Raw genomic sequence first — 14734 nt, 5'->3', positions numbered from 1 at the left:
CGCCCTGCGTCGGCGGTGGGCCGGGTTGGCGTCCAACGGCTACGACTCCTCTTCTCTGGACGCAGCGATCAACGGCAGCGAGGACGGCGAATCGGCCCTGGCCGACTTCATCGGGACCGAAGACGCAGCGCTCGCCCTGGTCGATGACTTCCACCGCCTCCTGACCCGCCTGCGGGAAGGCATGCTCGCCACGAACGGAACCCGGCCCCTGCCCCGCTGCCGTTCTGCGGAGATCGGCGGCACGCGCCCCGACACGGCGACGCGGAAGTTGTCTACGTCTACGGGGACTTGAACCATCAGTCTGAGCTGGGCCCGCCGCGTCAACAGCAACGCAGCGGGTACACGCGACAGCACATGGCCGGGTTTGCAGCGGGTAGGGGGCACAGTGGACGAATCGTCGATGCGGGCAGTGGGCTGGGCACGCTCGCTGCCCATGGGCGCCAGTCCGAAGTTGGCCCGCGACTGGGCACGCGCGCACCTGGAGACCCTCGGCTGGACTCAGAGCTACCCGCAGACGGTGGACGATGTGCTGCTGACCGTGTCAGAACTGGTCACCAACGCCCACGTCCACGCCCACTCCACCGCCAGGCTCGTGATGACCTGGGACGGCCGATGCCTGCACGTCACCGTGCACGACGACGACGCCGTCCCGCCCACACCACGCGCACCCAGCCGTGACCGTCTCGGCGGGCGGGGCATGCTCCTGATCGACGCACTGGCCGACGGCTGGGAAGCCCGCCCCTGCCCCTACGGCAAGTCGGTCACCGCCTGCTTTCGCCCACCGAGCACGACCGGAACCGCCGCCTGACACATGCGGCCCACTGGAGACGAAACGGCCACCACTTGATACCGAAACAGCACGTCTCTGACGGATCACCGCCGTATGGAAGGCCTGTTCCGTACGATGCGCGATATCGAAGCCGACCGCGCCGCCGCTCTCGACGAGTTCGCGAACCTCCTCATTGCGCATGCCCTTCGGTCGCCCTTCCGAAAAGCGCGGCCGATCGCCAGCGTGGCAGGATCGAACCTCCGCCTTTCCGCTTCCGCCACTGCGGCAACGGCGGAGTAGCAGTCACTCGCCCGGCAACTCGGCAAAGACCACATCGCTTGTCGCGCCCTCGCCGAGTACGCAGCCATGTCGCAGCGCTCCATCAGCGTCGCCTGTGGGGCCAGTCGGCAAGACCCTCCGAGCTGGGAGGTTGCGCGGTGGCCTGCTCGGCGGAGTCGTGGAACGAGTACACGGGGCGCAGGCCGCCGAGCGTGAAGACGCGCAGGAGCCGCTTGTCGGCGCAGGCGATCCGCAGCGACCCGTGACGGGCCTGGATGCGCTTGGTGACGGCGACGATCATGCCGAGCCCCGTGGAGTCCAGGAACGGGGCGCCGCACAGATCCAGAACGAAGTGCCGTTGGCCCTCGGCCAGGAGCCGGACCACTGCCTCTCGCACGAGGGGAGAGAAGGCGACGTCGATCTCGCCGTTCGCCTCGACGACCGTCCAGCCGTTCATCACGTGGCAACCGACCACCCCGTGCGGTCCCGCGACGCCCTGATCACACACGCTCTGCTCCCTTGCACGCTGACCGATTTAGACCGTTTCATCCATAGAACGGGCTGCGGCTGGAACGGCGCAAGGACCTGGTTTTCAGATGGTGAGCGAGAGTCTCCGGGATACCCGCTCCGCGGTCGTGACCAGCGTCGTCACCGCGCTTTCGAGACCGGCGGTGCGGTCGGCGCGCAAGGAGATACCGAGCGCACCGATGGTGTCCCCCTGGCGGACGGGCACGGCGATGCACGCGGTGCCAAGGGCGTACTCCTCGACATCGGTGACGGCGGGGCCGTGGAAGGCGGCGTCGAGGCGCCGCAGCAGTTCGGCACGGTGGGTGATGGTGCGAGGAGTGAGATCGTTCAACGTGTGGCGAGAGAGGTAGTCGGCGCGGGCCTCACCGTCCAGCTCGCGCAGAACGCACTTCCCGAGCGCCGTGGCATGCCCGGCGTCCTCGAAGCCGACCCACAGATCGACGCGGGGAGCCTTCGGACCGTCCACGATCTCCGCGACCCGGATTTCGCCCTCCTCGTAGAAGGTCAGGTAGGCCGCCGCCGACAGACCATCCCGCAGCTCCGTGAGCGTGGGACGGATCCTGCTGAGCGCCGCCTGATCGCGGCTTCCTCCGTGCAGCGCGCCCAGCTTCTCCCCGAGGACGAACGTGCCGTCGTCGAGTTTGCGCACGTAGCCGTCGTGCACCATCGTGCGCAGCAGGTGGTAGGTCGTGGCCAGGGCCAGCCCGGTCTCGCGCGCCAGCTGCTTGGCCGGCGCGCCGCTCTCGTGCGCGCCCACGGCCTCCATCAACCGGAATGCTCGCTGCACCGACGAGATGAGCGTGGGTCCGTCCTTGCCACCCATGCCTCTACCTTGCTTCGCGAGTACACGTCCGGGCAAGTCAGACAAGACGCCCGATGCAGCGGCCTTCGTTCGCAGCGCGAAGCCGGCGACAAAGATCCAGCGGAAAGGAGCTGCGTTCGGGGAGGCGGGCGGGCCGTGCGCCGTCGGCGGAGAGCATGAGGCGCCAGGAGGCGTCCTCGGTGGCGTGGTAGTCGACGGTGGCGGGCTCGTGCGGCCAGGCACTCGTCGTTGCACAGCAGGCACCGGTGGCCCGGCGACTGTGACGTGTCCCAGCGATTTTCGCAGCCGACGCGGCAAGCGCGCGGCCCGGGCCGCGCGCTCACGGGTGACGCGGTGTCCTCATGCCGAAGCGATCAGTCAGCAGGAGAGGCGGCGAGTTACCTCCAGTTCACGTGGAGGTGCCAGAGGTGTTCCGCCTCCTCCTCGCACATGAACTGGAGAGATGGAGCAGCGACCGAACAGCCCGACCGGAAGGAGTGAAACGCGGCCCTGATAGTGAAGGATGTCGAAACCATGGAACGCGAACAGGGGTCGCGTTCGCGTACCTCGTCGAGGAGCCCGGCGAGATGCTGCGCGGACTCGCGGTCGATGGCCGGTCGAGGCACTGCGCCACGCCAGCGACGACGTCATGCACACTGCCCTGAGCAAGGGCCCGGCCTGGGCGTTCGACGGCGTCTGACGAGGAAGGACCGACATGAACGAAGCAGGCAAAGCCGAGGTTCTGGCGGAACTCGACGCCCTGCGGCGCGCGAGCGGTGTCGCCGCCGGCTACGCCGACCTGGTGCGTGAGCACTCGGCGGATGGCTCGGAGTGCCGGATCGTCTTCGCCGACCTGGCGGACGGCGAGGTCGGCGAAATCGTCCGCGGAGAGCGGGAACTCGCTCGGACCAGCGGCTACACCCTGGAGTGGAAGGTCTACGGCCACGACAGGCAGCGGGGTTCGGCTGCCGCGCTCGAAGCAGCGGGCTTCCAGCCCGACGAGGAGGAGCAGGTGCTGGTGCTCCCGGTCGCCGAGGCGTCATCGGCCCTCTTCGACACCTCGGGCTACGACGTACGGCAGGTGACCGATGCCGCCGAGCTCGACGACTACGCCGAGATCTCCCGCCAGATCGGCCGGCGTAACGCGGACGAGGAGCGTCGGCAGCTGGCTCGGCTGCTCGAAGAGCAGCCTGACGTGATGAGCGTGCACATCGCCTATGCCCAGGGTGAGCCGGTCTCCTGCGGACGGGTCCACTTCCAGGCCGGCAGCCCGTTCGCCGAGCTGGCGGGCGCCCGGACCAAGACGACCCACCGGCGGCAGGGCTTCTTCACCGCAGTGGTCGGCTCCCGGCTGCGGCAGGCCAGGGAGCGCGGCTGCGCGCTGCTGGTCACCGATGCGCTGCCCACCTCCGAACCGATCCTGCGCAAGCGCGGCTTCGAGGTGGTCACCTTCACCCGGCCGTACCTCTTCGAGCCGGAGGTACCGCCTTCTTGAAACGATTGAATCCCGTGTCGGCCACATTACGCCGGTCAGTCAGCCGTGAGCCTCTGGCGACTGCCCCGCTCACTCCCGACGTCCACTCCTTCACCGAGGACGCGAACGCCGCCCAGGGTGCGGCTCCGCGGTTCGCCTTCCCGACCCCGCGGCGGGAAGATGGGATCATGACCGAGATCCGAACTCCTCGTCTTGTCCTGCGTCGCTGGCTGGACGATGACCTTGTCCCCCTGTCCGAGATTCACGCTGATCCGGCGGTGATGCAGAGCATCGGCGACGGTCGGCCGCGCTCCCTGGAGCAGACGGCCGAGGACATTGAGGCGTGGGAGGAGGAATGGGACGAGGAAGGGTTCGGGATGTTCGCGGTCGAGCTCCTGGGCTCTGGCGAGGTGGTGGGCGCCGTTGGCCTCTCCGTCGCCGACGCTCCGACCGAGGTCGCTGGTCAGGTGATGATCAGCTGGCGGCTCGGGCGGGTGTTCTGGGGCCAGGGATACGCCTCCGAAGCAGCGCAGGCAACACTGGAATTCGCCGTGCAGGATCGTCACCTCGACCGTGTGGTCGCCGTCTGCCGGACGGGCGACCGGGCTTCCATGAACGTACTCGACAAGCTCGGCATGCAGGCGGAAGGGACGGCACAGCACCCGGTCCACGGCTACGACGTTGGGATGTTCGGCATCGACCTGACGCAGTACCAGGAGTAGCACTCGGACCGAACTACTGACTTACGAGCGTCGGGATGCCGAACTCCTTGAGCATCCGGATGAGAAGAAGACATCCGTCGTCCGCTCCGGGGCACTTGGCAGTTACGGCAACTCCCCGGAACCAGACGAGAGATGAGCGTGACGACGTGTCCTTCCCGGAACATCCCGCAACACCGAACGGAACCTCACAGACGCATCACGACACCGGCATCAAGCGGAGTAACGGGCTGGCCATAGCCGCACTGGTTCTCGGCATTCTGGCTGTCCTTCTCTTCTGGACCGTCGTCGGCGGTGTGGTGCTCGGACTCCTGGCCCTGATACTCGGCATCGTCGGAGCTCGCAAGGCACGAGGCGGAAGAGCACCACACGGCAAGATGTCCGTCGTCGGCGCGGTGCTCGGTGTGCTGGGAGTGATCGCTTCCGCCGTGATCATCGCGATCGGTGCATCGATCCTCAACTCGGACGAGTTCAAGGACTTCGATGACTGCGTCCAGCACGCCGACACGCAGAGCGAACGAGACGCGTGTGCCGAAGACTTCAACCAGGACGTCAACAACTGAGCTGTCCGGCCGTGTACGACGCCCAGCTCACCGGGCAGCTCGCAGAGCTGCTGCCACTGAGCCCGTATCGACACGTACGCTGAAATTACGGTGTAGGTACGCCGTTCGTACGCTACGCCGGGTAGGGTGTCGGTCAGGAGGTGCTCCATGTCCGACTTGTTCGACGCGGTCGACGCGCTGGTCGCGTCCCGTGCTCCGCTGCCACCCGCGGAGGAGCGTAAGCGGCTGCGTACCGCGCACGGCCTGACGCTGGATCAAGTGGCCGCCGCGCTGAAAGTGCGCAGGGCGACCGTGTCGGGCTGGGAGTCGGTCAAGAAGCCGACCGAGCCGCGAGGCCCGGAGCGTGAGGCGTACGCGCGACTGCTCAAGCAGCTCGGAGAGCTCTACCCCGCGCCCGGCGCGAAGGAAGAACCGGCCGGCACGGTCCCCGCTCCTGCCGTGCCCACCGGCGATCCCGCCCCCGCGGACGCCCGAACTCCGTCCCCGGTGCCGGCGCCCGAGGGTGAGGCCTCGACGGCTGCCGGGAACCCCCGGGTCGGCCCTGGCCGCACTCCCCTCGGTGCCCCGGCGACCGCGCCGCGACCGACGCGTACCACCGGGCCGGCGTCGAAGTCGCGTCGTCCGGGTGCGAAGAAGGCGGCCCCGGAGGGTGGCACCGACCCGCGGTTCGAGAACGGGCCTTTGGCGGTCATCGACGTCGAGGACGGGCAGGTGTCGGCGTACTGCCCCGGCGGCCTCGTCCTGGACGTGCCCGCCAAGTCGCTCCCGGCCCTGGTGGACTGGACACTGCGCGAGGCGAAGCTGGGGCAGCCGAAGTTGTCGGGGCCGGGCAAGGACGCCGATCCACTGCTGGTACTCACCGAGGCCGCGCTGGAACGATACGGCCTCCCCACCACCCTCTCGGACGAGGAGCGGCTCCTCGGCCGGATCCCGGAGGGCCACAAGGTCATCGGGCAGCTGGCCCGCGCCGACTGGAAGCTGACGAAGCGCGGGTTCGGTCCGTGGGCGCGGATCTACCGACCCGCCACCGGCTCGGAGCGGGCCTGCGTGCAGTTGTGCGTCCCGTCGTGGAATGCCCTGGACGTCCGTCACTGGGGAAGCGCCGGGCAGCTGCCACCGGCGGAACTCGCCCGCGTGCTGGGGGTGTACGCGTCGCGGGTGATGACACCGCGCGGTTCCACGGCCGTGACCGGCCTGGAGCTGATGACCGCGCTGCACCCGCCGACCCGCGCCTCCGAGCCCGACGCCGACGGCAACCGGCACTCCGAGCACAATCCCGGCTCGTTGGGCAAGGAACCGGTGGACTGCGCGCCGTGCGAGGCCCCGGACGGGCACCCGCTCCTGGCGGATCTGCCACGGTTCCACGTGCGCGGCCCCGGCGAGAAGCTGTTCGAGGAGGCGTATGACTGGGCGCGGCCGCTCACCGACGACGAATGCATGCGCCGCAACCTCGTCGGCATCGACGTGAACATGGCCTTCGCCGCCGGCGCCAACGGCCTGGTCGTCGGCCTCTCGGCGCCCACGCACGTCAAGGCGCCGGTGTTCGACCCGAAGCTGCCCGGCTCCTGGCTGGTGGACCTTTCCCACGTCGACCTGTCCCGCGTGAAGACCGGCAAGGACAAGTGGGCGGACCTGGACGCCAGTCTGCTACCCAGCCCGTTCACCCCGAAGGGCGAGCAGCCCGAGGGCCCGGCCTGGTACGCGACGCCGACCGTCGCCTACGCGGTGGAGCTGGGCTACGCGGTGCGCCCCGTCGAGGCGTACGTCCGCTACGAGAACGGCCGCTATCTCGACACCTGGTACCAGCGGCTGCGTGACGCCTATCTCGCCACGATGGCCGACCTCGGCGTCGACGCCGACCTGCCACCGGAGGACTTCCTCACGGCGATGGACGACTACCGCACCCGTGATCCCGAGCTGGCGATCGTCGTGTCCGCGGTGAAGGCGACGGTGAAGGGCGGCCTGGGCAAACTGCGCGAGCGCCCGCGCGGGGAGGGCTGGCGGCCGGGCCAGCCGTGGCGGGCCCTGTCCCGTCCGACGTGGCGGCCGGACATCCGCGCGGCGGTCATCTCCCGCACGAGGACCAACCTGCACCGCAAGATCGTCAAGCACGCGGCCTTCACCGGCCAGTACCCGGTCGCGGTCCTCTCCGACTGCGTCGTGTACGCGGCCGACGGCGAGTCACCGCTGGACGTCCTTCCCTACCGGGACGGCAAGCCGCTGCCGGGTGGCTTCAAGCTCGGCGTCAACCCCGGGCTGGTCAAGCACGAGGGCACCCAGAGCGTCCTGTGGGGCGAGGAAGTACGCGACCGGTTCGATGCCCCGGAGCTCAACCTCGCCCGGTACATCAAGGACGGCACCGTCACCGACGTCGACAACGGAGAGTAGGAGCGGGCGACGATGACCCTGTTCGGGGACGGCCTGGAGGCCGCGGTACAGAAGGCCTTCACCCGTCCGGCACCCAAGACCGCGGGCGCGCAGATGCGGTACCTGGTCAAGCAGCTCAAGGGCACGAGGGCCGTCGCCCAGATGCTGCGCGTCTCCCAGCGCACCGTCGAGCGGTACGTGAAAGGCCAGATCAGGACACCGCGGCCCGACCTCGCCGCGCGCCTGGAGCGCGAGGTGAAGGCCCGGTGGCAGCCACAGATCCGGGCGAAGGCCAAGGAGAAGGCGGCGACGACCGACGGCATCGTCATCGACACCCGCGCCCGGATCGGTTACAAGGCGCCGATCGGATCGACCGACGAGGACCGGATCCGGCACCTGACCGTCGCGCTGCCGCCGCAGTACGCCGCCCGCCTCTTCGACGCACAACAGCAGGGCGCCGGCGACCGGCAACTGCAGCAGATCGCCGCCGAAGCACTCAAGGAGACCTACTTCCAGGACGGCGGCCGCCGCGCCGGCTCCCTGGAAGAGGTGCGCTTCACCGACATCGAGCACATCGAGTTCGACCTGTAGCGGACGCACCCCGAGCAGCCCGACCGCTGTCGTCCTGAGCCGAAGCAGGGCAGTTGTCACCAAGGCAGGCTAGTTGTCACCAAGATCTCCGACGTGTGGGTCAAAACTTCACGGCGCCAGGATCCGGTCTCGTCGCCGCGTGCGTCGATGGGGCGGGCCGTGCGCGTCAAGGTTGCGTTGGGCAGCGGATAACGAGGTCAGGCCACCACTTGGGGTGGACTGCGATCAACTCACGCAGGACGGGGCTGGATGCCAGCGTAGTTCGGCAGTAGTCGTCCCATGGGGCGGCGCTGGTGCTCTGAGGGTTGGTTTCGTGGGTGACGATTCCCTGGTTCATGACGTCCGCCAGCAGTTCGCCTACCGTAACCACCTCCGCACATAGTGGATCGTTCTCCGGGCACGATTTGCCGCCGTAGAAATAGGGCCGGAGCGCAGGCCGCTCGATCATCAGCAGGTGTATCTCGCGAAGTGCGCCCAGCACCGTTTCATTGGCCGCGACGGCGGCCTGTTGGTGGGCTGTCTTCGCCTGCTCCACCGCAGCTTTCGTCTGCTGGGCCAGATAGAAGATGGAGCCAGACGTGAGCACCAGCGTCACCAGAACACCGAACAGCGCGACTAACGCTTCATCCGACATACGCCCTCCTGATGTGATGGTGAGGAGAAGCTAGCGCAACGCCCTGCTGTCGGTCCTTCGTTCCCATCGGTGAGCGGTGGGAGCTAGGGGCAAGGTCAACAGACAACTGCGGTGCGACGGGCCACTGGCGCCGCCGGTGAGCATGGGCAAAGGGATCAGGCGAATCCGCGACCGGAGGATCCGGGCCCCGGGCGAGAAGGACCGTCGGGATCACGCATGATGAAGTCGACTCTTTGAGTAGCTCTTCCCGTGGCAGAGCGACCACACGGCGGACCGACCACACCCCGGTGCGCAGCCAGATCTCGGCCCACACCGGGTGATAGACGAGGTACGTCTCTCGGCCCACGAGCGGTGTCAGTTGTCGTGCCGGAACGCCGCAGACGTCCAGCTGGGGGTTCTCGTCGATCAGCGTGAGGTCCAGCCGGTGCCCGGTACAGCCGGGCCGGGCGTGCCAGCTGCTCAAGTCGCAGCATGCATGCTGCTCTTCAGGCAATAAGGCTCACCTGAGCGGCCGCCCGTGACGCGGTCAGTCCGAGCACTACGGTCGACTCCGGCTGCCCCGTCGTGATGCGGGCTGCGAGGCCTGCGGTGTCCGTGGAAGAGGGGGCGCCCTCCAGGACTTGGTTGATCGAGAGGATCGCCTCGTCGGGCTCCACTTCAGCAAGCATTCCCGGGTGACTGTCACGTTCCGGAGGGCACCTGCACCTTCCTCGACGTTCAGATCCACGAAGACCATCTTCCCGCGGGCACCTTGCGGTGAGTCCGGGGCAGGGCGAAGCATCTCCTTCTCGCCCCCTCCGACCGTCAAAACAAGCCGTTCGACCGACTTTGCTTGACATACCATTCGACCGGTTTTTAGAGTGAGGTGTCGGATGGGACGAGAGGGCAGGCGGCAGCCGTTCGCTCTGTGACTGCTGGAGGGGGAGACGGTGATGGAGCTCGAACACGGTCCTGGTGCGCGAACGGTCGTCGTCGGCGCGATCGGCGAGTTGGTGTCCCCGGCCGACAGCTTCCTGGTGTCCATGCGTCTGAACTGTCGGGGCGTCCGCGCGGCGAATCTCGGCACCGGCGTCACCCTGGACCAGGCGGCAGCGGAGCTGTCGTGCCGCCAGGATGCGGAAGCCCTGCTGCTGATCTGCGGCGACAGTGCCAGAGTCGTCGTACGTCAGTTGGCGGGCCTGCGGGAGCTGGTGGCCGCAGGCGCGGTCGCCAGACCGGTCTTCGTGGGTGGGGCGAGGGGAGGATCGTGGCGGGAGCTCCAAGGGGTCGCCGCGAGTCTGCGGCGAGGCGGGGTCACGCAGGTGCTCGCGGACCTGGCCGACGCCGCTTATCTGCTTCCTGTGCGGCGCCTGGCGGTCCGCGGCTTGTCGCTTCCTGCTTCTTCGGCCGGGATCGTCTCCAGAGTCGCCTGAGACTCATCCGGAACCTCTAAAAACCATCCGACCGTATTTCTTTAGCGAGGCTGACGACGATGGCGAGACAGGAGCGGTCGGAACGCACGATGGAGCGACTCGTGATGGCGGCCGCCGATCAGTTCGCTTCTCAGGGGTTCGTCAAGGCGTCACTGGCGGACGTGAGCCGATCGGCCGGCGTGACCAAGGGCGCCCTCTTCTTTCACTTCTCGACGAAGGACGAGCTCGCAGACGCCGTCCTGGCCCGAGCTCAGGACGTGCTCGAGACGATGGTGGAGGAGCTGTGCGAGGGGGAGCCGATCTTCCTTCAAGTCGTGGTGGACCTGACGCACGCCCTCAATCGGCTCCTTCGTGACGACGCGTTCGTCATGGCGAGCGTGCGCATCACCCGTGAGCGGGTGAACGGCCGCCCCGCACCCCTCGACTTCTATCCGCTCTGGCTCAGTCGGCTGTGGAAGCTGCTGGACCACGCACGCCGCAACGGAGAGCTCGGTAGGTCCGTGGCCGACGCGTCGGCGCGCACCATGGTGACGGCGGCCGTGTCCGGGGTGGAGACGCTGACCTGGACGCGGGTGTCGCGCACGGAGACCGAGAAGTGGTTGAGCAATCTGTGGGAACTGGTGCTCCCTGTACTTAGGGTTGAAGGCACGGGGCGGACGGTGAGAACCGCGGCTCCGCTCGCACATGCCCCATCGCTCGAGGAACGGTGCTGAGAATCGCATCGCTTGTTCAACGGCCGTAGCCGATCGCTGTAAGGGGGAGTTCGGACATGGGCACACTCGCAGGCAGGACGGCCTTGGTCACGGGGGCCAGCCGGGGTATCGGACGGCAGGTCGCACGAAAGCTTGCCGGGGAGGGCGCGTTGGTGGCCGTCCACTACGGCAGCAACGAGGAGGCTGCCAGAGAGACGCTCGACCTGGTGCGCCGCGACGGCGGGCGGGCCTTCCCGGTGCGGGCGGAGCTGGGAGTCCCGGGGGACGTCGAGACACTCTATGCCGGCTTCGAAGCGGGACTGGCACGAGAGGGATGTGGGCCGGAGTTCGACATACTGGTCAACAACGCGGGGGTCAGCGGGTCCGCGAGGATCGAGGAAGTGACGCCGGAACTCTTCGACCGGCTCGTCGCCGTCAACTCCAGAGCACTGGTGTTCCTCGTCCAGAAGGGACTCAAGTACCTTCGTGACGGCGGTCGCATCATCAACATCTCGTCCGCCGCCACGCGGATCGCCTATCCCGAGTCCATCGTGTACTCGATGACCAAGGGAGCCGTGGACACCTTCACCCTCGCCCTGGCCAAAGGGCTCGGTGACCGGGACATCACGGTGAACGCGGTGAACCCGGGCTTCGTTGAGACGGACATGAACGCGGGCAAGCGATCGTCCGCGGAGGCGTGTGCCGAGCTGGCCAGTTGGTCCGCGTTCGGGCGAATCGGTCGGCCCTCCGACGTTGCCGACATCGTCGCCTTTCTGGCGTCCGACGCTTCTCGGTGGGTCACCGGGCAGTGCATCGACGCCAGCGGCGGCTCGCGCCTCTGACGCAGCACACGGGCGGGCGGGCCGAGCACCCTGAGGTGATCGACCCGCCCATGCTGCCGGTGCTCAGCCCACCGCGACAGCGGCCTGTGCCGTGGGGGGCAGGTCGAGTGAGGCGCGCAGGTCCAGCGAACCCGCGGGCTCGAACCTCGCGACCCTGCGGGGCGGGACGATCCCCGGCAGGAGCAGCGACCACATATCGGCGACGCGCTCGTGCAGGTCCTCACGTCCACTGCGGACCTGGGACATGATCTGCACTCCGGCGAAGGCGCCGACGACGAAGACGGACACGTCGGTGATGTTGGCCTCCGGCCTGACGTCTCCCCGGCCCTGTGCCGGCGCCAGGCAGTCCCGGAGCGTATCGATCCAATTGTTGTAGACCGTCGGATTCGGATCGGTGAACGAGCCCAGCTCTATCACCAGCCGGATCCCCGCGCGCACGCGCACGCTGGACCGCAGTTCATAGGCCATCCGGTGCGTGATGTCGATGGCGGTCTGCACGCCCGGCCGCTCGGCGTTCTCCAGTACGGTCGCGACGTCGAACTGATCGGTCATCAGCTCGTGGGCCAGTGCTTCCTTGGACTGGAAGTGGAAGTACAGGGCGCCCTTGGTCACGCCGGCTTCCCGGGAGATGTCCGTCAGGCTTGTGTTGCCGAAGCCTGTCGCGTCGAAGGCCTTCGCCGCCCCGTCGAGGATCGCCTCCCGCGTGACTTCCGCCCGCTCTTGCCGTGCTCTCGCCACAACCGCCTCCTGACTGCCGCGGTGCGGATGGTGGTCTTCCATCCTTCCGGTGATCACCGCGACTTCCGCTGCGGTCAATCTTCTACCCTCTTGCCAAAAAATACCAGTCGCCTAGTATTCTTGTCGTCATCGATCAGGTGTCGAACGCCTGCATCACTGCTGTTTTTCCTGCTCAACCCCTTGTTGCTGCGCCAAAAGCACATCTCAGGAGGTCAGGATGACTGCGCTTCTTCAAGCCGACCGAACGGATTTTTCTCAGGACGTCGTGACGAGCGGGCCCGAACTCTTCGAGCGGACCGTCCCCCGCGCGCTCGTCCACCGGGCCGCGATCTCGGAAGTGCTGCTGACCGGGGTCAGCCGCTGCCGGGAGGATGTCTACCGCATCGGTGCCCAGTGGTCGCGCGGGCACAGCTATTACGGAGCCGTGGCCGGCTGCTGGCACGACCCCATGCTCTTCGCCGAAACGATCCGACAGGCGGGACTGCTCCTTGCTCACGAAGCCTTGAAGATTCCCCTGGGCTTCAGCTTCCTCACCGAGACGATGTCGTTCGAGATAACCGAGGAGGGTGCCCGACTGGGCCGACAGCCCGCCGACGTGGTCCTCGAGGTGACCCTCCGTGACGTGATTCGCCGCAGAAACGTCGTCTCGTCGTACGCGTACGACGTCGTTGCCCACCGAGGCGGCAGACGGATCGGATCCGGGCGGCTGACCGCGAACTGCGTCAGCCCGGCCGTGTACCGCAAGCTGCGGGGCGATCGTGCGGAGGCGACCGCGCCGCGTGAGGTACCGGGCGGAGTCAGCCCCGAACTGGTCGGCCGCACCTGTGAGTTCGACGTCGTGTTGGGAGCCGAGTGCATGAACGGAGCCCGTCCGCTGCGCGCAGAGGCCGACCACCCTGTGCTCTTCGACCATGCCGTCGACCACCAGCCCGGCATGGTGATCATGGAGGCGGCGCGGCAGGCGGCGCTCGCCGCGCTGCGGCTTCCCGACGGGCTCCTCATCGGGTGCGATGCCGTGTTCCGCAAGTATGTGGAGTTCGATTCGCCGTGCATCGTGTCGCCCTCGGCCGATGTCACGCTCTCGCCCCTTGGTGCCCGGGAACTTGTCGTCGACTTCCACCAGGGCGGCTCCGTCGCGGCGACCTGCCGGGTGGCTGTCCACGACGGCACAGGGTTGTGACCGCGCCGTTGGGTGGATCGGTCCTCGTCGTGGGCGGCACCGGATTCATCGGCAGGGCTGTGCTCGGTGCCATGACCAGGCAGGACGACGGACGTAACCGCGCACCACGGCTGCACGTCCTGTCCCGCCGCGTGCCCACGGGGGCAGGGAGCGCCGCGATACGTCATGTGAGGGGGGATCTGGCCGACCCGCGATCGTTGCGCGGCGTGTGCTCCGAAATCGACACCGTCGTCCATGCGGCCAGTTATGTGGGCCGCGACCCCCAGCAGTGCCATGACGTCAACCAGCAGGGAACACGGGCGCTGCTCGAAGAAGCGCGCCGTGCGGGAGTGCGACGCTTCATCTACCTCAGCACAGCCTCCGTCTACGGGGAGGGCCCACACCGGGGTCCGGCCGAAGGAGAGGTGGAGCCGGCCCCGGCCTCACCCGCAAGTTCCTCGCGGTTGCGCGCCGAGCAGGAGGTACGGGCCGCGGGGGGTACGGTTCTGCGGCCGCACCTGATCTACGGAGAAGGCGACCGCTGGTTCGTTCCCGCGGTGTCGCGGCTGCTCCGCCTGGTGCCGGCCTGGCCGGCCGGAGCGACCTCGTTGAGCTCGGTCATCGAGGTGGGAGACCTCGCACGGGTAGTCGCCGCACTGGTCGACGGAGCCGGGGTGCCCGGCGAAGGCGGGACGTACCACGTCGCCCACCCTCGGCCGCTGTCCATGGCGCGGCTGCTCGCCGAGCTACGGTCCGCCCTCCGGCTGCCGGCGCCGCGCCGAGTGCCCGCAGCCGACCATCGCGCTCTCGTGCGGCAGTCGCTACCGGGACTCACCGATCACCAGTACGCCCTGCTCACTCAGGACCACTGGTACGACACGTCATCGATATGGGGACAGATCGGACTCGACCCAGGACCTGGCTTCGAGGCACGGTTCGCTGCCTGCTCGGCTTGGTACCGGGAGCAGTCGGCCCACGTCCTCGGAGACTGAGCGGACGGGGCGGCGCCGGGCGTGGCGTTGCCCCGCCGCGGTCAGTCGATGCCCCGGACGATGTGGGACTCCGCGGGATCGTCGTCCACGCCGGCGAGCAGGAGGACGGGTGGCCGCGGAGGGCCGCCGTAGTGCCGCTCGTGCTCCCTTTCCTCTTCGTGGTGCACACGTCC

17 protein-coding genes and 2 pseudogenes are annotated in these 14734 nt (G+C 68.1%); 13 read left to right on the top strand and 6 right to left on the bottom strand.

Annotation, left to right across the window (positions count from 1 at the left end; translation table 11 throughout):
* Nucleotides 1-19: 19 nt before the first annotated feature.
* From RI578_RS42660 to RI578_RS01615, 3 genes and pseudogenes are all read left to right on the top strand, one after another.
* Nucleotides 20-178, top strand: a pseudogene (locus tag RI578_RS42660) (RNA polymerase sigma factor SigF); the annotation flags it as partial.
* A 255-nt stretch (nucleotides 179-433) separates the two neighbouring features.
* Nucleotides 434-808: an ATP-binding protein gene (locus RI578_RS01620; protein WP_310869318.1), complete on the top strand. Its 375-nt coding sequence runs from the start codon at nucleotides 434-436 to the stop codon at nucleotides 806-808.
* Between the two features lie 75 nt (nucleotides 809-883).
* Nucleotides 884-976, top strand: a pseudogene (locus RI578_RS01615) (hemerythrin domain-containing protein); the annotation flags it as partial.
* 175 nt (nucleotides 977-1151) lie between these two features.
* On the opposite strand, the gene RI578_RS01610 reads toward RI578_RS01615, so the two are convergent.
* Together RI578_RS01610 and RI578_RS01605 are read right to left on the bottom strand one after the other, a co-directional pair.
* Nucleotides 1152-1556, bottom strand: a complete 405-nt coding sequence (locus RI578_RS01610) for an STAS domain-containing protein (RefSeq protein WP_310869317.1) — start codon at nucleotides 1554-1556, stop codon at nucleotides 1152-1154.
* Between the two features lie 84 nt (nucleotides 1557-1640).
* Nucleotides 1641-2399 carry an IclR family transcriptional regulator gene (locus tag RI578_RS01605; protein WP_310869316.1) on the bottom strand — a complete coding sequence of 253 codons (759 nt, stop codon included), beginning with the start codon at nucleotides 2397-2399 and terminating at the stop codon, nucleotides 1641-1643.
* A 694-nt stretch (nucleotides 2400-3093) separates the two neighbouring features.
* Between RI578_RS01605 and RI578_RS01600 the strand changes: the two genes are divergently transcribed.
* From RI578_RS01600 to tpg, 5 genes are all read left to right on the top strand, one after another.
* Nucleotides 3094-3873, top strand: a complete 780-nt coding sequence (locus tag RI578_RS01600; protein WP_310869315.1) for a GNAT family N-acetyltransferase — start codon at nucleotides 3094-3096, stop codon at nucleotides 3871-3873.
* A gap of 167 nt (nucleotides 3874-4040) precedes the next feature.
* On the top strand, nucleotides 4041-4574 hold the full coding sequence (locus RI578_RS01595; RefSeq protein ID WP_310869314.1) for a GNAT family N-acetyltransferase: 534 nt from the start codon (nucleotides 4041-4043) through the stop codon (nucleotides 4572-4574).
* Nucleotides 4575-4720: 146 nt separating this feature from the next.
* On the top strand, nucleotides 4721-5134 hold the full coding sequence (locus tag RI578_RS01590) for a DUF4190 domain-containing protein (RefSeq protein ID WP_310869313.1): 414 nt from the start codon (nucleotides 4721-4723) through the stop codon (nucleotides 5132-5134).
* Nucleotides 5135-5281: 147 nt separating this feature from the next.
* Entirely contained in the window at nucleotides 5282-7522 is a 2241-nt protein-coding gene (gene tap, locus RI578_RS01585) for a telomere-associated protein Tap (protein ID WP_310869312.1), read from the top strand.
* Between the two features lie 12 nt (nucleotides 7523-7534).
* Nucleotides 7535-8092, top strand: a complete 558-nt coding sequence (tpg, locus tag RI578_RS01580) for a telomere-protecting terminal protein Tpg (RefSeq protein ID WP_310869311.1) — start codon at nucleotides 7535-7537, stop codon at nucleotides 8090-8092.
* Between the two features lie 166 nt (nucleotides 8093-8258).
* On the opposite strand, the gene RI578_RS01575 is transcribed toward tpg, so the two are convergent.
* Nucleotides 8259-8726, bottom strand: a complete 468-nt coding sequence (locus tag RI578_RS01575) for a hypothetical protein (RefSeq protein ID WP_310869310.1) — start codon at nucleotides 8724-8726, stop codon at nucleotides 8259-8261.
* Nucleotides 8727-9211: 485 nt separating this feature from the next.
* A complete protein-coding gene (locus tag RI578_RS42655; RefSeq protein ID WP_399059251.1) occupies nucleotides 9212-9394 on the bottom strand; it encodes a hypothetical protein in 183 nt (60 codons plus the stop codon).
* 264 nt (nucleotides 9395-9658) lie between these two features.
* Between RI578_RS42655 and RI578_RS01565 the strand changes: the two genes are divergently transcribed.
* The 3 genes from RI578_RS01565 to RI578_RS01555 are packed head-to-tail and all read left to right on the top strand — an operon-like array spanning nucleotide 9659 to nucleotide 11672.
* Complete coding sequence (locus RI578_RS01565) at nucleotides 9659-10138, top strand: hypothetical protein (RefSeq protein ID WP_310869309.1); 480 nt, start codon at nucleotides 9659-9661, stop codon at nucleotides 10136-10138.
* 59 nt (nucleotides 10139-10197) lie between these two features.
* On the top strand, nucleotides 10198-10851 hold the full coding sequence (locus RI578_RS01560; protein ID WP_310869308.1) for a ScbR family autoregulator-binding transcription factor: 654 nt from the start codon (nucleotides 10198-10200) through the stop codon (nucleotides 10849-10851).
* A 56-nt stretch (nucleotides 10852-10907) separates the two neighbouring features.
* Entirely contained in the window at nucleotides 10908-11672 is a 765-nt protein-coding gene (locus RI578_RS01555; RefSeq protein ID WP_310869307.1) for an SDR family oxidoreductase, read from the top strand.
* Nucleotides 11673-11735: 63 nt separating this feature from the next.
* Here RI578_RS01555 and RI578_RS01550 read toward each other — a convergent pair whose 3' ends face one another.
* On the bottom strand, nucleotides 11736-12410 hold the full coding sequence (locus tag RI578_RS01550; RefSeq protein ID WP_310869306.1) for a ScbR family autoregulator-binding transcription factor: 675 nt from the start codon (nucleotides 12408-12410) through the stop codon (nucleotides 11736-11738).
* A 217-nt stretch (nucleotides 12411-12627) separates the two neighbouring features.
* Between RI578_RS01550 and RI578_RS01545 the strand changes: the two genes are divergently transcribed.
* The gene (locus RI578_RS01545; protein WP_310869305.1) at nucleotides 12628-13590 is read left to right on the top strand and encodes a ScbA/BarX family gamma-butyrolactone biosynthesis protein; all 963 of its coding nucleotides are present in this window, start codon (nucleotides 12628-12630) and stop codon (nucleotides 13588-13590) included.
* A complete protein-coding gene (locus RI578_RS01540; protein WP_310869304.1) occupies nucleotides 13587-14561 on the top strand; it encodes an NAD-dependent epimerase/dehydratase family protein in 975 nt (324 codons plus the stop codon). Before RI578_RS01545 ends, RI578_RS01540 begins: the two co-directional genes overlap by 4 nt.
* A 41-nt stretch (nucleotides 14562-14602) precedes the next feature.
* Here RI578_RS01540 and RI578_RS01535 read toward each other — a convergent pair whose 3' ends face one another.
* Nucleotides 14603-14728: a hypothetical protein gene (locus RI578_RS01535; RefSeq protein WP_310869303.1), complete on the bottom strand. Its 126-nt coding sequence runs from the start codon at nucleotides 14726-14728 to the stop codon at nucleotides 14603-14605.
* Nucleotides 14729-14734 lie beyond the last annotated feature (6 nt).

The organism is Streptomyces sp. BB1-1-1, from assembly GCF_031597775.1.
Lineage (GTDB): Bacteria > Actinomycetota > Actinomycetes > Streptomycetales > Streptomycetaceae > Streptomyces > Streptomyces thinghirensis.
This window is presented reverse-complemented; position numbering and strand designations above follow the sequence as displayed.